Raw genomic sequence first — 16772 nt, 5'->3', positions numbered from 1 at the left:
AGGAACATCTCTATGTGAATTACTTCGTACTATTTCGATAAGTGGATGGGGATAGACCCATCGTCTTTTTGAAATATTTAGAGAAATGAGCCAATTCCATGCCGACTTGTTCCGCAATATCTGAAATGCTGTAATCTGTGTAAGAAAGCTGTCTTTTAGCGTGCTCCATACGTTTCAATTGAACATAGGCCATTGGAGTCACCCCCATGAATCTTTTGAAATAAGGTATAAAATAGTTCGGGTGCAGGTGGACAAGCTCTGCTAGTTCATCAATCTCTATGGGCTTATTTAGACAATTATCGATGTAATGGAGCACATGAGCCAGCTTACCATGGTCTCCGGTGTGTATGAATTGCGTCATAAAATCTGTATGACTACTGTCGCTCGATTCAAGACAAGTGGCAATGAGATTAAGCAAACAAGCCTGTGTGCGAAGGATAGATAAGACATCGTCTTTTTGAAATTGTTCGATCATCTCCACGAAAATTGCCCTTATTGAATCTGGATTAGGCGAATCACAGATGTATAATTTTTTCTCCGCATGGAATAAGGGCCATTCTCCAATGTCAGCATCAAAGTGGCAGTAATAACGGATATAGGGATCATCGATAGAAGTTACGGTAGTTTGTGTGCTCCCCGCAGGCATGATCATTAGCTGACCTGGCTTCGGGTAGTAGGTAATCCCGTTTATAATTACTTTCCCCTCACCCCCATCAATAAAATAAAGCCGATTAAAAGCGGGGGTTTCCAGCGTGCGGTTCCATCCGGGATATCTATTACTAAGTTGGGCATGGGTCACAGTAACCTTGAGATTCTGCAGGAGACGTCCTGATAAGTTCCCTGAATTGTTCATCATTTAACTCCTTTAAAGCTTTTGTATCCTCATTATAACGGTTTCATTTAACTAAAACATCTTACTCAAATACAAATAGTTCTTAATTTCGATCATGTTCATGTCCTTAAATAAAGTATATCCTCTAACCATAACCATTAATAAGGAAGTGATCAGAGATGGGTACAGTTCGTTATGGGATTATTGGTATTGGAAATATGGGAACCGCACATGCGCAAAGTCTGCTGAGTGAGATTAAGGGGGCTGAGCTTACAGCCGTATGTGATATAAGAGAAGAGCGTTTGAAATGGGCTGAAGAGCAGTTACCTGAGAATGTTAGGAAATATTCTACGCCGAAGGAATTATTCGAGTCACGTATCATGGATGCGGTATTAATCTGTACTCCGCATTATGATCACCCTACACTTGCAATCGAAGCTTTTCAGCATGGTTATCATGTACTAGTGGAGAAGCCGGCAGGTGTTTATACGAAAGCTGTTCAACAGATGAACGATGCTGCAGCACAGTCTGACCGCAAATTTGGAATCATGTACAATCAGCGTACAAATCCTTTGTATCAGAAGCTGAGAGATCTTATTCAGTCTGGTGAGTTAGGTGAGATCCGCCGGACGAATTGGATTATTACCGACTGGTATAGATCGCAGAACTACTATAATTCTGGTGGCTGGCGGGCGACATGGGCGGGTGAAGGTGGCGGGGTATTGCTTAATCAAGATCCTCATCAGCTAGATTTATGGCAATGGACGACAGGCATGATGCCGAAGCGGATAAGAGCATTTTGCCACTTTGGAAAATATCGTAACATTGAGGTTGAAGATGATGTAACCGCTTATGTGGAATACGAGAATGGCGCTACAGGTCTGTTTATTACTACAACTGGAGAGGCACCGGGAACTAATCGTTTTGAAATCAATGGCGATAATGGAAAAATCGTAGTGGAAGACGGGAAGCTAACCTTTTGGCGTTTACGTACACCAGAGCCGCAGTTCAACGCAGAGTTTACGGGAGGTTTCGGTAGTCCGGAATGTTGGAAATGTGAGATACCTGTACAAGATGGCGGAGGGGAGCAGCATAAAGGAATTCTACGGAACTTTACGAATGCCATTTTGCATGATGAGGCATTACTTGCTCCCGGGGAGGAAGGGATTAAGGGGCTAACCCTTTCAAATGCCATGTATTTATCGGCTTGGACGGACAATTGGGTGGAGCTTCCGATAGATTCGGATTTATTCTACGATAAGCTGATGGAAAAAGTAAAAAACTCGACTTTCCAAAAGGAAACCTCAGAATCTAAAACATTGAATGTTAAAGGAACTCATTAAATCGAAAGAGAGAGGTTGAATCCTATGAAATGTTCGATGATTGCGGCTCAAATGTACACGTTACGTGATTATACTCAAACTGCGGAGGATTTAAGATCAACTTTTCAAAAGGTATCGGCAATGGGTTATGAGAGCATTCAGATTTCATCCATTGGACCGATTAATCCGATTCTCGTTAAAGAATATGCGGATGAAGCGGGGCTGGCTATATGTGCGACCCATGTGTCCTGGGATCGGTTAGTGAATGATCTGGATGCGCTTGCCGCAGAGCATAAGCTGTGGAATTGCAAATATATTGGACTTGGAAGTTTACCAGAAGAATTTCGTACGGGACTTGAAAGCTACCGGAACTTTGCGAAATTGATATCTGAAATTGCAATAATATTAAAAGAACAACACGGTCTGCAATTTGTTTATCATAATCATGATTTTGAATTTGAACGCTTTGAAGGTACTACTGGAATGGAAGTACTGCTCAATGAGACTGATCCATCAGTTGGTTTCATACTTGATTTATATTGGGTGCAGGCAGGTGGCGCGAGTCCGGAAGAATGGATATGTAAAGTTGAAGGCAGAATGCAGGTTGTGCATTTAAAGGATATGGCGATAGTTGATAGAAAACAGGTTTTTGCTGAAATAGGCGAAGGAAACATGAACTATGCGGAGATCATTGCTACTTGTCGTGAGACGGGTGTTGAATGGTACGTAGTGGAGCAGGATGTTTGTAGACGTGATCCTTTTGAGAGCTTAGAGATGAGCCTGCGCTATCTCATTAGCTTATTATAGAATCGATAAGAAACCATTAGGAGGATTCTGATGAATAGAATAGATGGGATGACCTATGCACCCACATATGAAGCTAAACCTGTAGTGAAGCCAGGTGAATTCATCATCGCAGCTATTGCACTCGATCACGGTCATATTTACGGGATGTGTAATGGGCTGGTTGAGGCTGGTGCAGAACTGAAATGGGTATATGATCCGGATGAAGAGAAAGTTAGAGCATTCATAGCCAAATATCCTGGAGTTAGGGCTGCTGAGTCTATGGATGAAATATTGGAAGATCCAGAAGTTCGCTTAGTTGCAGCGGCAGCTATTCCTTCAGAACGAGGCCCCTTAGGAAATAAGGTTATGGCTCACGGGAAGGATTATTTTACAGATAAAACCCCTTTTACAACACTTGAACAACTGGATGATGCTAGAGCTATGGTCGCAGCAACCAATCAGAAGTATATGGTTTACTATAGTGAGCGTCTTCATGTTGAAAGCGCAATCTATGCGGGACAGTTGATCCGTCAGGGGGCTATTGGTCGTGTTCTTCAAGTCATTGGATTAGGGCCGCATCGTTTAAATGCATCTAGCCGTCCAGAATGGTTTTTTGAGCGGGAGAAATATGGCGGAATTCTATGCGATATTGGCAGCCACCAAATTGAACAATTTTTGTATTATACAGATTGTCAGGATGCTTCAGTTGTTCACAGTAAGGTAGCTAATTATAATCATTCGTCTTACCCTGAATTAGAGGACTTCGGTGATGCGACGCTTGTTGGGGACAATGGGGCAACCCAATACTTTCGTGTAGATTGGTTTACGCCAGACGGACTCGGAACCTGGGGAGATGGACGTACAATGATCATGGGAACTGAAGGGTACATTGAACTGCGCAAATACAGCGATATCGGGCGTTCAAATACACCGGATCATGTGTACTGGGTGAACGGGGAAGGGGAGCATTACGAACATGTAGCTGGAAAGGTTGGATTTCCGTTCTTTGGTGAACTTATCCTCGATTGTCTGAACCGGACGGAGCTGTCCATGACTCAAGCACATGTCTTCAAAGCTGCTGAACTATGTTTGAAGGCTCAAGCCCAAGCGATGAATCTAACTCCTAATCAACTAAAATAGCGAATGGAATAATGAATGGAGGTGGTAAAGATGAACAAACTTGGAGTAGCGATTATTGGCTGCGGGGCGATATTTCCTCTCCATGCTAAAGCAATATCAGCAATAAAAGATGTGAATCTACTTCTAGTTGCAGATATTGATGCTGATAAAGCTACACGAGAGGGAATAGAATATGCCTGCGATGCCACTGATGATTATAGAGAAATATTAAATGATAATCGTATTGATGTTGTTCATCTCTGTACACCTCATCATCTTCATGCAGAAATGGCTGAAGAGCTATTACGTGCGGGGAAGCATGTGTTAACTGAAAAGCCAATCGCCGTTGACCTTCCTTCAGCCATGCGCATGCTGGAAGCAGCGCAAGAGAGCTCCGGCCAGCTTGGTGTGGTGTTCCAGAATCGTTATAATGATGCTTCCGTTTATATTAAGAAGACTATAGATTCTGGTGATTTAGGGAAACTGCTTTGTATGAAAGGTGTCGTAACCTGGCATCGAAACGAAAGTTACTACAAAGATAGCAATTGGAGAGGAAGGTGGTCCACGGAAGGCGGAGGTGTTCTAATTAATCAGACCATTCATACCTTGGATTTACTACAGTGGTATGGGGGTGAGATTAAATCCGTGAAAGGCAGTATTACCACGGATGTGCTTGATGGCGTCATTGAAGTAGAAGATACTGCCCATGCTTGTATCGACTTTGCCAATAATGTTCGCGGGCTGTTTTATGGCACGAATACCTATCTTGAGAACTCTCCGGTGGAGTTGGAGCTAGTTTTTGAAGAGGGGACGCTTAACCTCCGTCGAGAGCACTTATATCTTTGGAAAGATGGGAAGGAAACCTTAGTTTGTGAGCCTATTTTCAGTCCTGCGGAAGGCAAATCGTATTGGGGGACTGGGCATAAGAGACTAATTGAGGACTTCTATGACCATATTTTCAGTGGATCAAAGTTTTGGCTGGATGGTCCTGAGGGGATAAAGGCGCTGGAACTGGTGAAGCGTATTTATAGCTCATCGCAGAGGAACAAATAAGTCATAAATATAGCGAAGGCTGTTCCATATGTAGATTTATCTACGAATGAGGCAGCTTTTTCGTGTTTAGGGACTTCCCGCATTTGGTTAAACACTAAGAAGACTACGACTTGCAGAGGAAGATGGATTTGATTAATTCTCCTTAGTGGAATAATCTAAAGTAAGTATAGGTTATTAACAGCAAGATATCTGGAGGGTGCATACAATATGGAGAAAATACTACTGAACATTAGAACGAACACCAAGCTAATTTCCATTGTGCAGACCATTGTTTTTATCTTTGTCATATTATACGTACTGATGTTTCTTTCTGGTGGATTATTCACCACCTTTTTTATTATGCTCATTGCTTGTTTTGTTAGTGTAATTGCTGCTTTACTCATGCTAATTCGAAAAAGCTTCTTATGGGCAATTGTTGATCTTGCTGCTGCGGGCAGTATGTTCATTTATTTTATTTATAATGCTTAACTGTTATTAATCCTTGCAAGAAGCGGGTTTATGGCTGTAGCATAAGTTCCTTAACCTGGAGGACTTATTTCTCTCTTTTTTGCAAGCTTTTAAATAATTTATTTTTTTCATATAATAGTAGATATTAAATTTATAAATAATTGTAATACACTCGGATAAGGGTATAATTGAGACAGAAAAGGTGTGACGCCTAAGAAGGAGCGCCCACATCCTTTCTGCAAAATTCAGGGGATAAGGATGGTAATAATGGGCAAAAGTGCAACTGAAACAGACGTCATTTTAATTGGTGCTGGAATCATGAGTGCGACTTTAGGAACACTTTTAAAAGAATTAGTGCCGGATTGGAAGATTAAAGTGTTTGAAAAGCTCGAAAATGCAGGTGAGGAAAGCTCTAATGAATGGAATAATGCAGGAACTGGACATGCGGCGCTCTGTGAGCTTAACTACACTGTCGAAAAATCCGACGGAACTGTAGATATAAGTAAAGCCATCCAAATTAATGAACAGTTTCAACTTTCAATGCAATTTTGGTCTTATTTGGTAAATCGTAAGTTGATACATAATCCTCAGGATTTTATCATGCCCTTGCCCCATATGAGTTTGGTACTAGGGGAGAAGAATGTAGCTTTTTTGAAGAGAAGATTTGAAGCGCTGTCAAAAAATCCTTTGTTCCGAGGAATGGAATTTTCCGATGACTCTAGCAAATTAATGGAATGGATACCGCTTATTATACAAAATCGTCCATCGAATGAACCTATAGCAGCAACAAAAATCGATTCAGGCACAGATGTTAACTTTGGCGCTTTAACGCGTATGTTATTTGATCACTTAAAGAGTAAGAATGTAGATCTCCATTATAAACATAGTGTAGATGGAATCAAACGTACTAGCGATGGGTCGTGGGACTTGAGAGTGAAGAACGACAGCGGTATTATTGAACACCATACTGCAAAATTTGTCTTTGTTGGTGGCGGGGGAGGAAGCTTGCATATCCTGCAAAAATCCGGTATTCCTGAAGGGAAACATATTGGCGGATTCCCGGTAAGTGGAATATTTATGGTGTGTAATAAACCAGAAGTTATAGCCCAGCATCATGCAAAAGTATACGGTAAAGCTAAGGTTGGAGCGCCTCCAATGTCTGTTCCGCATCTGGATACTAGATTTATTGACAACAAAAAATCGTTGTTATTTGGACCGTTTGCTGGCTTCTCACCAAAATTTTTAAAAACTGGATCAATGTTTGATTTGATCACTTCCGTAAAACCGGATAATCTCCTAACGATGCTGTCGGCAGGTGCAAAGAACATGTCTTTGACCAAATACCTGATCGAGCAAGTGTTGTTATCGAAAGAAAAACGCATGGAGGAATTACGAGAGTTTATCCCGAATGCCAAAATAGAGGATTGGGATCTAGTTGTAGCAGGCCAACGCGTACAGGTAATCAAAGATACAGAGGATGGCAAAGGTATCCTTCAATTCGGTACAGAGGTAATTAGCGCCGCAGATGGTTCGATTGCAGCATTGCTTGGGGCTTCCCCAGGTGCTTCTACAGCTGTTCACGTGATGCTTGAAGTACTTAATAAATGTTTCCCTCAGCATATAAAAGAGTGGGAACCGAAAATTAAAGAAATGATTCCTTCTTATGGCCTGTCACTACTGGAAAATCCAGAGCTTTTGCATGAAGTGCACACATTAACGGCAACTACATTGGGTCTAGGTGGAAAAGAGCGAGTGCATAGTTAAGCAATGATCAATCGCTCGAAAGTATGATAATTGACAGAGATTTTCTTCAAGAAAGCCTATGGATTTCATTCATAGGTTTTTTGTTGAGTCCTGAAAGAACTGTTGGAGAATAACGAATACTATATCATCTTTGCGAACTTCAAGGCTTTTCCACAAGAGAAGGACGTAATAGATGTTCAGACCTATGAGGAGTTCTTAAATAGTGATTGCCAGCTTGTACTTTTAGTCGTCGATTGTGAATATGCTACGGTTTATTGTAAAGACCAGGGGATGCTTGAAGCACTGTGTCATAACGCAATTTCAAATGGATATGATGATGTTCAGTACATTACGAATGAGAATGACTTCAGAACAAGATTATCAGTATGGTAGAAGGAAACCGTAAGGTTGATTTGACGAACAAATCATTCATTTGTTACAATGACCCCATCAATTAGGAAAAGGATGAGGACGATGGTTCGTCGTTTGAAACGGTTTAAGAATGTCGCTACTGTATCAAGCTTCTAAGTATAAATGCTATAAATTACTTAGAAGCGAGGGAAAAGAATGAAACAACAGTTGTTTAACCACTGGTCAGAAACGAAGTATTTAAAGGATATTGTCACCAACCCAATGATTGAGGTAGGGGATTACTCGTACTACTCTGGTTATTACGATAGTCATCATTTTGAAGACGGGTGCGTCAGATATCTTTGGGGAGACGAACCGTCAAGAAAGTTATTTAACCCGATCGAAGATTTTGGGTGGCATTTAGATAAATTGATTATAGGAAATTATGTTTGTATTGCAAGTGGTGTAATTATTTTAATGGGTGGAAATCACAATCATCATCCTGAATGGATTACCGTGTATCCTTTTGTGGACCAGATTGAAACCTCTTACGAACCTAAAGGTGATACGATCATAGAAAGTGATGCTTGGATTGGGATGAATGCAATGATTATGCCAGGTGTGAAAATAGGTGAAGGTGCTATTGTTGCGGCAGGCTCGGTTGTTGTAAAAGACGTTCCACCATATACAATAGTAGGTGGCAATCCTGCTAAAGAGATTAGAAAACGATTTACAGATCGTGAAATCGAAAAGTTAAAGGAAATGCGTTGGTTTGATTGGAAACGTGAGAAAATTGAACAAGCTACGCCTATCTTTTCAAGTTCATCGATTGATCAATTATATGAGTTTTATCTAAGGGAAATAAAATCATAACATAATCACAACAGGCTGCCGCAAATATTCGGTAGCCTGTTCTTTTATCAGTTAAGGTAGTTTAACATATTTGTTGTTTACCAGATTAATCCTAATTAGTATGATAATATGAATGGGCTTATCTAATCTCTTGGGAGGAAAGTGTGCTAGATATATGAAATATATTGAATTTGGTCTAGGCAATACATGGTTTATTAGAACCGAAACGGAGTTAGAGGATGGAAGTGAATTTGAAGAAAAAGGAATTGTGAAACCGGTAAGGTTCCATTCTCTATATATCAGGATTTGGATTAGTAAAACTGTAGTAATCCTAGACTTAAAGCAAGGTTTTAAAAAAAGTAAGAAAAGTTATAACGCGTTTAAGATTATTTTTGGTATAACAAGTCTCTAGAATGGAGGGGCATACATATAACGACAAGATGGACGAAACTATGGATAAAATATTAAATGAAATAGCCAATTTGATAAGCAGTAAGGAAAAAAGAGTTACTATTGGGATTTCGGGTCATGGTGCATCTGGAAAGACAACATTTGCCCATAATCTTTTAAAGCTTCTGGGTCATGAGAAAGTGAATTATATGAATACTGATCCCTATATTATCGGCTCTCATCTTAGAAAGTACACTGTAATCGATTATGATTATAACAATGAACGTCATCGTAATAAAATGACAGCTTGTCATCCTTCTGCTCATAATATATCTGCTCTAGAGAGAGACATCCGAATGATGCGAGATGGTTTAGAATTTTATACAATAGACACCAATTATTTAAAGAGTACATTGATAGCTTCACAAAACAGAGTGAATATTGTAGAGGGCATGAGCGTTGCTTTTGCAGACCCGAATTTGTTTGATCTGAAGGTGTACTTATATACGGATGGAGACACTGAATTGATGAGAAGGAGTATACGTGATGTCTCTGAAAGAGGAACGGACATCAAATATTTAAGGAAATCTCATGAAGACCGTAGAATTCAATATGAGTTATTTATGCATCCTTTTCATCGAAACTTTGATATTATTATAAAAAATTCCAATGAAGGTTATATTCTTGAAAATGAATTCAGGAGGAAATTATGAATCTTGCAAATAAAGTAACAATCGCCAGAATATTATTAATCCCCATCTTTATAGTACTTTTCTCAAAATATCCTGATTGGCCAGAGGGGATTTATTATGCAGCTATTGTTTTTTTACTCGCTTCAGCCACTGACAAACTAGATGGTTATATTGCTAGGAAGTATAATCAGGTTACGAACCTTGGAAAGTTACTTGATCCATTAGCGGATAAGTTGCTCATTTCTGCTGCGTTGATTCTACTGGTAAGTCAGCAGATGTTATACGCATGGGTTGCTTTAGTTATTGTAGCGAGGGAAGTGATCATTACAAGGATTAGACTTGTTGCTGTCACTCAAAAAATAGTGTTGCAAGCTGATCGATACGGAAAAATTAAAATGGTATCGCAAGTTGTAGCTATTACTGCAGTTATGTTTACAAACCATCCATTCACCCTTTTTACGAATATACCTATCGATCAAATCCTAATCTATATTTCACTAGTCATAACTATCTATTCAGGATTTAACTACATAAGAAATAACTATCGTTTTTTAAAATTAGAAGCATGAGCTCGATAAAAAGGTTGCTGAATAACAATTAGATAAAGGCGAATTCTCACTCCATTTCGAGTAAGAATTCGCCTTTATTTTATGTATATCCTCGTGCTTTTTACTTAATAACGTCAATATATTTATGAGATTTACTGCAAATAAACCCATAACCCTTGTATGTGTATGCCAAGTCTAAGCTCAAATCCGAACTATTGACACAAAAGTGTATTACACGTATAGTACATAAATAAGATGTATGAACCACTTAGTACACACACTTAGTATATGGAGTTGGTTGTATGACAGAAGAACAAAAATCAGGTGTCAGCTTTAATATTCGAGAACCGGTATATATTCAAGTTGTCCGTTACTTTAAAGAACAGATTGCTACAGGGCAAATCGGAGCAGGAGACAAGATTCCTTCACGGCGTGAGCTGGCATCAGTAATGAAGATTAATGCGAACACGGCACAGAAGGCATATAAGGAAATGGAGGAACAGGGTTTGATCGTAACAGAAGGAAATTCCCCAAGTCGAATTACACAGGATCAGCAAATACTAAGCTCGATTCGTGCTGAATTAATCGAAAGTGCAGTGGATATATTCATCGGTTCCATTCGGAATATTCAAATTCCAGTTGAAGAACTGGTAGACATCATAAAGACAAAATATACATCGGAGCGATCTCCAGAGGGTGGTGACACAAGATGATCCAAGTGAATCAGATGGTGAAGAATTACGGATTCAAGAAGGTACTAAATGGCGTTAGCTTCACTGCTGCCAAGGGAGAGATCACCTGCCTGATCGGAATCAATGGTGCCGGAAAGTCAACGGTGCTGAAGTCCATCATGGGACTGACACCATACAAAGGTGAAGTCTTAATCGATAATGCATCACTAACACCTGCGATGTATGAGAAAATGACTTTTATTCCAGATTCGTTAACGATGCCCTCCAATATGCGAATTGCTGATTGCTTCAGCTTTATGGCTGACTTTTATCGGAATTGGAACGCTGAACGTGCAGAGGAATTGCTTAAGTTCTTCCAGTTGAGCTCTAAAGATCGCGTGTCTTCATTGTCGAAGGGGATGGCTGCAAAGTTAAATTTGTTGCTCGGACTTGCCTTGGATTGTGATTACATCCTAATGGACGAACCGTTCTCGGGGATTGATATGTTCAGCCGCGAGCAAATTACTGATGTGTTCACGAGTGAATTGATCGAGGATCGTGGTGTAATTATTACAACTCATGAAATTAACGATATTGAGCATTTAATTGATAAAGCGGTCTTGTTACAGCATGGGAAGGTAGAACGTGAATTCTACTGTGAAGAAGTACGTGAGCAGGAAGGTAAGTCCATTACGGACGTAATGAGAGAGGTGTACAAGAAATGAGAGCCTTTGTGAAGCTATTGAATTTTGAATTGAACCGATTTGCCAAAATATATTTTGGACTCCTGGTGCTGACAGTCGCCTTGCAACTTGTAGCAGTCACCCTCGGTGCTAATCATTGGCTGGATTCTGCGAATGAGGCAATGAGAGTGAATCAATGGACCCTGGAGCAATATCACAATGTGACTGGATATATTCAGCTAAACAGTATGATGTATGCTCGCTATAATGGACTTCTATATTTCGGACCCATATTTTTGAGCATCACAGTGTTGCTAATATATAGCTGCTTCATCTGGTACCGTGACTGGAGAGGTAAAAATACGGTAGTATATCGCCTGCTCACGTTGCCATCCAATCGGGCGAATTTGTATTTTGCCAAGCTGGTTACGATCTTGTTATTCGCATTTGGACTTGTTGCCCTGCAAATTATCCTTGTTCCACTGGAGCGTTTGATAGCACAGTCGATTCTTCCTGCTGAAATATATCGGAACATCTCGGTATTTGATTTTTTGAAGTATCCTACTGTGCTTAAAGTTCTGGTTCCGCCCTACTTTTCTGAGTTTGTACTATACTATGGACTGGGCATTATTGGCTTGATCGTCTTGTTCACAGTGATTCTAATCGAGCGGAGCTACAGACTGAAAGGGATTGGCTTTATCGTACTATATTTAGCGGTTCTGGCTGGACTAGCCTTAATACCATTTCTTATGGGTTATAACAGTTACGATAGCTACTTCTATCCAGGTGAAATCATAGGCGTTTGTCTCGGATTAATAGTGATCATTGTTGGAGGTTCGCTTTGGTACAGCTTGTATCTATTGCGTAAGAAAATATCGGTATAATTGAAGGGGATGGAAGTTAAGGAATGAGAAAATATATGGTTACCGCCGTTCTTGTAGTGTTCGCTGTTGTTACAATCGGGACGTATTATGTACAAGCTTCACAAGAGACACCACCTAATTATAAGCTGACGACGGTTCAAGGGGATGCTTCCCTCGTTGAAGGTATAGCTGTATACGGAAACTACATGATTAAGGATAGTACTTTTGGCATCAAACGAGCTTATATCACGACAAATGGTACAGATTATCCAGATGAAAAGTCTGCGATTAGCCAAAGCTTAAATCGAAGACCAATGAAAACGCAATTGGATCAGTGGATTGAAGAGCATCGTCAGTTCATGCGCGGTAAGACAAACACATCTGGTTTCTATGAGAATGAGGAAATGCTTGCTTATGTTAATGCGACAGTAGATACGAAGCGGACAAATGATTCATCAGTGAAGAAGAATGCTAAGCTCAGTATTTCTGTGCTTAACAAGGAAAAGAACAATACGCTGGAAATCACATCCGATATCAATGTAGATCATGATATTTCAGATATGTATGTACAAAATGTACAGCTTATTGATCAGCAGCTTGTTGCTATGGTGTTTATGAATCACAGTGCCAAAGGTTATGTATCTGAACCGCAGATCCTCCGTGTCAATCTAACCACAAAAGAGATTAAGAATGAGCCGCTCGCGTTACCAGGCGGTAAATCTGTAGCGGCAGACGGGGATACTCAATATGCATGGCTAGCCAATCAAAATCTGGAGCACACGGAGCAATGGATTTTAAGGATTAGTAGAGATAATCATAGAAAGGCATATCAAGTGGATGTTAAGACAGGACAAATCTCTCCACTCACATTCCAAGGGCATGAAATGTTATTGAATAATATTATGAATGTCTATGGACAGAAAATTTATTTCCTGCAAAAAGCTGTATCGAGTAAGGAAAATATAGGATTCACTGTTATTTCTTACGATCTCGTGAGTAAAGAATATGAGACTACTCTGAAGAATACAAATATAGATTTAAGTGAAAACATTACCTATGCTTTTAAACAAGACCATCTCTATATTATGGGGTATAAGAATTTCAAAGGTAATCGTCTATATGTATTCAATTTGACAAGCGGTAACCTTGAGTACGAAGGAAAAGTAATATCAACAGAGGCCGCCAAGCAGGCTGAAGATGAAGCTAACATGGATTTGAATTTTATCGATCTCGGTCAGTTCTAGAATTATTTTTAGAATAGAAAATTAGATATAAAGAGACATAAAGAGATATAAAAAGGTGACAAAGGCCGGGCTAATGACTTTTAATAGTCGATTAGCTCGGCCTTTTTAGTCGTGAAATATAAAACAGTCATTAAACACTATTTTTCGATTAAAATATATTGTAAAACGATAAACTATATGTTAGATTCAATTTTGAAAATAACTTTGTGAGGTGTGTTTTATGAAACTTGGATCAACGCTTTTTTTAAGGATAGCTGTTGTTCTTATTGGACTTCCAGTTCTTGCCTTGTGTATAATTTTTGTGCCTGCGATTTCGAATTATGCAGCAGAATTATACCCTGATCAAACCTATATTAAATATCTCTTGTACATTGATTTGTATGCATCGGCGATACCTTTTTACTTTGCATTGTATCAAGCGATCAAATTGTTAGGGTATATTGACAACAACAACGCTTTCTCAGAATTATCTGTAAAGGTATTAAAAAATATCAGGAACTGTGCAATTGCAATCAGTGGAATTTATGTAGTGGGATTGCCACTTTTCTATCTCGTCGCGGAGAGAGATGATGCCCCAGGGTTCATTGTCATTGGGGTGGTTGTGATTTTTGCTTCCATGGTGATTGCAGTGTTTGCTGCGGTGCTCCAAAAGCTTTTGAAGGAAGCTATTGATATAAAATCAGAAAATGACTTAACGGTCTGAGGAGAAAACAATGGCGATTATTATTAATATTGACGTGATGCTGGCTAAAAGAAAAATGAGCGTAACCGAGCTTTCGGAGCGGGTTGGAATAACAATGGCTAACCTGTCTATATTGAAAAATGGAAAGGCGAAAGCGGTTCGATTATCAACATTAGAGGCGATCTGCAAAGCTTTAGATTGTCAGCCTGGAGATATTTTAGAATACAAAAGTGACGAGGAGACTTAAGAAATAAATGAATAGTAGAGGCAGGGCTCTTTTCTCAATCTTGATGAGGAGGGGGCCTTTTTGATGTGTAATAATTGGAGGTAAAAAATAATAGGGGATATATTAATGATAAAAAATAATTGTAATACAATCAATATATATTGAATAACGATAAATTATGTGATAAATTGAATCCAGATTATTAACTTTGTGAGGTGTAGTTTATGAAACGAGAAACACTCTTTTTAAAGATAGTTGTAATTCTTATTGGACTTCCGGTTCTTGCTTTGTGTATTTTTTGGTTACCTACGATACCTAACAAGGCAGCTGGAGATTATCCGGTGTATTTGGTTTATCCCGTTCTTATAGGGGTGTATGTAACGGTGATAGCCTATTTCGTAGCTTTATATCAGGCGTTAAGACTTCTAAGCTACATTGACAAGAACAAAGCGTTCTCACAACGATCCATTAAGGCTTTAAAAAATATAATTTACTGTGCAATTATCATCAGTATCTTATATGCGGCAGGTATGCCACTTATTTACGAAATGGCACAGGAAGCCGATGCACCAGGTCTAGTCGTACTCGGACTTGTCATGACTTGTGCTCCAATCGTTATTGCGGTCTTTGCTGCTGTTCTTCAAAAGCTCTTGAAAAATGCCATAGAAATAAAATCAGAAAATGACTTAACAGTCTGAGGTGAAGATAATGGCGATTATAGTGAATATTGACGTGATGTTAGCTAAAAGAAAAATGAGCGTTACTGAGCTTACAGATAGGGTTGGAATAACAATGGCCAATCTTTCTATATTGAAAAATGGAAAAGCAAAAGCGATTCGATTATCAACGTTTGATGCGATTTGTAAAGCTTTAGAATGTCAGCCTGGAGATATTTTAGAATACCTAATGGACGAAGATGCTTAAATCGTAATGAGTAATCGACTCCGCAGATTGAAAAGAACAGCATTGCCTGGAAAGGAGAGATCATCATTGAAATCAACAACGCAGCTTCTGCATTTTGGCTATCATCAGGCGATGAGTTGCATATTTCCTATTGCGATCTTTGGGACTTTAGCTCTCTCTAACGTAATAGATCTGCCTTACATTTACCGATATGATGCCATTCTTATTATATTGCTTACCGTTCAATACCTTATGTACCGTACTGGATTAGAGACGCTAGATGAAATTAAAGTCATTTGTGTATTTCACATTATTGGTTTGCTGCTGGAAATTTATAAGATAAGAATGGGGTCATGGTCATACCCTGAACCCGGGCTAACCAAGGTGTTTGGAGTGCCACTGTATAGCGGGTTTATGTACGCGAGCGTCGCGAGCTATATGTGTCAAATTTGGCGTAGACTGAAAATGGATATGACGGGCTGGCCGGGACTTGCTGCTGCTGGATCGCTCGGAGCAGCTATCTATCTGAACTTTTTCACGCATCACTTCATTCCTGATTTTCGCTGGTGGCTAAAGGGGCTTGTACTCATTGTTTTTTGGAAAACTTGGATCATTTATCGGGTACGAAACACTACTTATCGGATGCCCTTGACACTGGCTTTTTTCTTAGTAGGTTTTTTTATCTGGTTAGCTGAGAATATCGCTACATTCTTTAATGCTTGGAAATATCCTGATCAGAATCAGGTATGGCATGTGGTTAGTGTCAGTAAGATCAGTTCATGGTTCCTTCTGGTCATTATTAGTGTCATTATAGTTGCTCAGCTTAAACATGTTAAAGCTAACCGTAACGTGAAAGAGTAGAGTATTGTCTTCAAAGGAAATAGTAGTACATGGAGTAAGAACAAATTAGTGATGAGGGGGAGATGAGATGGAATATACAGATTTAAAAGAATTGCAGGATGTGTTTTTCTTTGGTCTAATAGAGCCAGAGGTAAATCAACTAAGGTTATCTTTTTGTAAAAGCAAAGCTAGTGATATAGCTGAGCCTCTTATGGATGGTGAGAAAAGCTCTCCCATAATACAAGTTGATTTTCACTCCTATATTGCATATTCGATTAGAAATGAATTCTTTACTTCTTGGGATGATTACGAGGAATTTGACGGAAGAACATTTAGGATTTATAAAAAATCAAGGTATCTTGATTTTATTTCTAATGGAATATTTGCATCAAAGGATTTTCCAAAACCATATAAACACTATGGGATCTGTTGTATTGACCATGTCGTTGATATTATTTCAACATCGGAACCAGTTGTAAGGGAAATTATATAGATCTGAATTTCTTTCCAGAGGATAGAAGAAAG

22 protein-coding genes are annotated in these 16772 nt (G+C 39.3%); 21 read left to right on the top strand and 1 reads right to left on the bottom strand.

From position 1 onward, the window contains the following. Positions 1–19 precede the first annotated feature (19 nt). A complete protein-coding gene (locus ACFWMP_RS00995; RefSeq protein WP_379421706.1) occupies positions 20–856 on the bottom strand; it encodes a helix-turn-helix domain-containing protein in 837 nt (278 codons plus the stop codon). A 155-nt stretch (positions 857–1011) separates the two neighbouring features. On the opposite strand from ACFWMP_RS00995, the gene ACFWMP_RS00990 reads away from it, so the two are divergent. The 21 genes from ACFWMP_RS00990 (at position 1012) to ACFWMP_RS00890 (ending at position 16740) form a co-directional block, all read left to right on the top strand. After that, the gene (locus tag ACFWMP_RS00990) at positions 1012–2175 is read left to right on the top strand and encodes a Gfo/Idh/MocA family protein (RefSeq protein ID WP_379421705.1); all 1164 of its coding nucleotides are present in this window, start codon (positions 1012–1014) and stop codon (positions 2173–2175) included. A gap of 24 nt (positions 2176–2199) precedes the next feature. After that, positions 2200–2961 carry a sugar phosphate isomerase/epimerase family protein gene (locus ACFWMP_RS00985; RefSeq protein ID WP_379421704.1) on the top strand — a complete coding sequence of 254 codons (762 nt, stop codon included), beginning with the start codon at positions 2200–2202 and terminating at the stop codon, positions 2959–2961. Positions 2962–2991: 30 nt separating this feature from the next. Next, positions 2992–4080, top strand: a complete 1089-nt coding sequence (locus tag ACFWMP_RS00980; protein ID WP_379421703.1) for a Gfo/Idh/MocA family protein — start codon at positions 2992–2994, stop codon at positions 4078–4080. Positions 4081–4110: 30 nt separating this feature from the next. Further along, entirely contained in the window at positions 4111–5112 is a 1002-nt protein-coding gene (locus tag ACFWMP_RS00975; RefSeq protein WP_379421702.1) for a Gfo/Idh/MocA family protein, read from the top strand. A gap of 207 nt (positions 5113–5319) precedes the next feature. Beyond that, the gene (locus ACFWMP_RS00970; protein WP_341145161.1) at positions 5320–5580 is read left to right on the top strand and encodes a hypothetical protein; all 261 of its coding nucleotides are present in this window, start codon (positions 5320–5322) and stop codon (positions 5578–5580) included. A gap of 246 nt (positions 5581–5826) precedes the next feature. Beyond that, a complete protein-coding gene (locus ACFWMP_RS00965) occupies positions 5827–7323 on the top strand; it encodes a malate:quinone oxidoreductase (RefSeq protein ID WP_379421701.1) in 1497 nt (498 codons plus the stop codon). A 102-nt stretch (positions 7324–7425) separates the two neighbouring features. Continuing rightward, positions 7426–7695, top strand: a complete 270-nt coding sequence (locus ACFWMP_RS00960; protein ID WP_341125297.1) for a DUF2691 family protein — start codon at positions 7426–7428, stop codon at positions 7693–7695. A gap of 174 nt (positions 7696–7869) precedes the next feature. Continuing rightward, positions 7870–8526: a CatB-related O-acetyltransferase gene (locus ACFWMP_RS00955; protein ID WP_149644407.1), complete on the top strand. Its 657-nt coding sequence runs from the start codon at positions 7870–7872 to the stop codon at positions 8524–8526. 154 nt (positions 8527–8680) lie between these two features. Next, positions 8681–8917, top strand: coding sequence for a DUF3977 family protein (locus tag ACFWMP_RS00950; RefSeq protein WP_042187917.1), 237 nt, complete (start codon positions 8681–8683; stop codon positions 8915–8917). Positions 8918–8957: 40 nt separating this feature from the next. Beyond that, the gene (locus ACFWMP_RS00945; protein WP_339248567.1) at positions 8958–9608 is read left to right on the top strand and encodes a uridine kinase family protein; all 651 of its coding nucleotides are present in this window, start codon (positions 8958–8960) and stop codon (positions 9606–9608) included. Then, positions 9605–10156, top strand: a complete 552-nt coding sequence (gene pgsA, locus ACFWMP_RS00940; RefSeq protein ID WP_379421700.1) for a CDP-diacylglycerol--glycerol-3-phosphate 3-phosphatidyltransferase — start codon at positions 9605–9607, stop codon at positions 10154–10156. Before ACFWMP_RS00945 ends, pgsA begins: the two co-directional genes overlap by 4 nt. Positions 10157–10437: 281 nt before the next feature. After that, complete coding sequence (locus ACFWMP_RS00935) at positions 10438–10848, top strand: GntR family transcriptional regulator (RefSeq protein ID WP_042187923.1); 411 nt, start codon at positions 10438–10440, stop codon at positions 10846–10848. After that, positions 10845–11531, top strand: coding sequence for an ATP-binding cassette domain-containing protein (locus ACFWMP_RS00930; protein WP_042187925.1), 687 nt, complete (start codon positions 10845–10847; stop codon positions 11529–11531). Before ACFWMP_RS00935 ends, ACFWMP_RS00930 begins: the two co-directional genes overlap by 4 nt. Beyond that, positions 11528–12373, top strand: coding sequence for a hypothetical protein (locus ACFWMP_RS00925; protein WP_379421699.1), 846 nt, complete (start codon positions 11528–11530; stop codon positions 12371–12373). The genes ACFWMP_RS00930 and ACFWMP_RS00925 overlap by 4 nt, the downstream gene beginning before the upstream one ends. Positions 12374–12396: 23 nt before the next feature. After that, positions 12397–13596 (top strand): hypothetical protein, encoded by a 1200-nt coding sequence (locus ACFWMP_RS00920; RefSeq protein WP_379421698.1) that lies wholly within the window; start codon positions 12397–12399, stop codon positions 13594–13596. A gap of 220 nt (positions 13597–13816) precedes the next feature. After that, positions 13817–14299 carry a DUF2975 domain-containing protein gene (locus ACFWMP_RS00915; RefSeq protein ID WP_076298949.1) on the top strand — a complete coding sequence of 161 codons (483 nt, stop codon included), beginning with the start codon at positions 13817–13819 and terminating at the stop codon, positions 14297–14299. A gap of 10 nt (positions 14300–14309) precedes the next feature. Beyond that, positions 14310–14525, top strand: coding sequence for a helix-turn-helix domain-containing protein (locus tag ACFWMP_RS00910; RefSeq protein WP_042127458.1), 216 nt, complete (start codon positions 14310–14312; stop codon positions 14523–14525). Positions 14526–14728: 203 nt separating this feature from the next. After that, a complete protein-coding gene (locus ACFWMP_RS00905; RefSeq protein WP_379421697.1) occupies positions 14729–15202 on the top strand; it encodes a DUF2975 domain-containing protein in 474 nt (157 codons plus the stop codon). Between the two features lie 10 nt (positions 15203–15212). After that, positions 15213–15428, top strand: coding sequence for a helix-turn-helix domain-containing protein (locus ACFWMP_RS00900; RefSeq protein ID WP_379421696.1), 216 nt, complete (start codon positions 15213–15215; stop codon positions 15426–15428). 66 nt (positions 15429–15494) lie between these two features. Continuing rightward, positions 15495–16268: a DUF817 domain-containing protein gene (locus ACFWMP_RS00895; protein ID WP_379421695.1), complete on the top strand. Its 774-nt coding sequence runs from the start codon at positions 15495–15497 to the stop codon at positions 16266–16268. 67 nt (positions 16269–16335) lie between these two features. Beyond that, positions 16336–16740 carry a hypothetical protein gene (locus ACFWMP_RS00890; protein ID WP_042187936.1) on the top strand — a complete coding sequence of 135 codons (405 nt, stop codon included), beginning with the start codon at positions 16336–16338 and terminating at the stop codon, positions 16738–16740. Positions 16741–16772: the final 32 nt, after the last annotated feature.

Origin of the sequence: Paenibacillus sp. NPDC058367 (genome assembly GCF_042723305.1) — a bacterium.
Lineage (GTDB): Bacteria > Bacillota > Bacilli > Paenibacillales > Paenibacillaceae > Paenibacillus_AQ.
Note: the sequence above shows the minus strand (reverse complement) of the source record. Positions and strands in the feature narration are given on the sequence as shown.

What these genes read in the sequence shown, in the direction of transcription:
- ACFWMP_RS00905 (WP_379421697.1), top strand. Translation starts at nt 14,729, where the DNA reads ATGAAACGAGAAACACTCTTTTTAAAGATAGTTGTAATTCTTATTGGA.
- ACFWMP_RS00995 (WP_379421706.1), bottom strand. Translation starts at nt 856, where the DNA reads ATGATGAACAATTCAGGGAACTTATCAGGACGTCTCCTGCAGAATCTC.
- ACFWMP_RS00950 (WP_042187917.1), top strand. Translation starts at nt 8,681, where the DNA reads ATGAAATATATTGAATTTGGTCTAGGCAATACATGGTTTATTAGAACC.
- ACFWMP_RS00990 (WP_379421705.1), top strand. Translation starts at nt 1,012, where the DNA reads ATGGGTACAGTTCGTTATGGGATTATTGGTATTGGAAATATGGGAACC.
- ACFWMP_RS00970 (WP_341145161.1), top strand. Translation starts at nt 5,320, where the DNA reads ATGGAGAAAATACTACTGAACATTAGAACGAACACCAAGCTAATTTCC.
- ACFWMP_RS00935 (WP_042187923.1), top strand. Translation starts at nt 10,438, where the DNA reads ATGACAGAAGAACAAAAATCAGGTGTCAGCTTTAATATTCGAGAACCG.
- ACFWMP_RS00890 (WP_042187936.1), top strand. Translation starts at nt 16,336, where the DNA reads ATGGAATATACAGATTTAAAAGAATTGCAGGATGTGTTTTTCTTTGGT.
- ACFWMP_RS00955 (WP_149644407.1), top strand. Translation starts at nt 7,870, where the DNA reads ATGAAACAACAGTTGTTTAACCACTGGTCAGAAACGAAGTATTTAAAG.
- pgsA (WP_379421700.1), top strand. Translation starts at nt 9,605, where the DNA reads ATGAATCTTGCAAATAAAGTAACAATCGCCAGAATATTATTAATCCCC.
- ACFWMP_RS00985 (WP_379421704.1), top strand. Translation starts at nt 2,200, where the DNA reads ATGAAATGTTCGATGATTGCGGCTCAAATGTACACGTTACGTGATTAT.
- ACFWMP_RS00930 (WP_042187925.1), top strand. Translation starts at nt 10,845, where the DNA reads ATGATCCAAGTGAATCAGATGGTGAAGAATTACGGATTCAAGAAGGTA.
- ACFWMP_RS00945 (WP_339248567.1), top strand. Translation starts at nt 8,958, where the DNA reads ATGGATAAAATATTAAATGAAATAGCCAATTTGATAAGCAGTAAGGAA.
- ACFWMP_RS00900 (WP_379421696.1), top strand. Translation starts at nt 15,213, where the DNA reads ATGGCGATTATAGTGAATATTGACGTGATGTTAGCTAAAAGAAAAATG.
- ACFWMP_RS00910 (WP_042127458.1), top strand. Translation starts at nt 14,310, where the DNA reads ATGGCGATTATTATTAATATTGACGTGATGCTGGCTAAAAGAAAAATG.
- ACFWMP_RS00915 (WP_076298949.1), top strand. Translation starts at nt 13,817, where the DNA reads ATGAAACTTGGATCAACGCTTTTTTTAAGGATAGCTGTTGTTCTTATT.
- ACFWMP_RS00980 (WP_379421703.1), top strand. Translation starts at nt 2,992, where the DNA reads ATGAATAGAATAGATGGGATGACCTATGCACCCACATATGAAGCTAAA.
- ACFWMP_RS00965 (WP_379421701.1), top strand. Translation starts at nt 5,827, where the DNA reads ATGGGCAAAAGTGCAACTGAAACAGACGTCATTTTAATTGGTGCTGGA.
- ACFWMP_RS00975 (WP_379421702.1), top strand. Translation starts at nt 4,111, where the DNA reads ATGAACAAACTTGGAGTAGCGATTATTGGCTGCGGGGCGATATTTCCT.
- ACFWMP_RS00920 (WP_379421698.1), top strand. Translation starts at nt 12,397, where the DNA reads ATGAGAAAATATATGGTTACCGCCGTTCTTGTAGTGTTCGCTGTTGTT.
- ACFWMP_RS00925 (WP_379421699.1), top strand. Translation starts at nt 11,528, where the DNA reads ATGAGAGCCTTTGTGAAGCTATTGAATTTTGAATTGAACCGATTTGCC.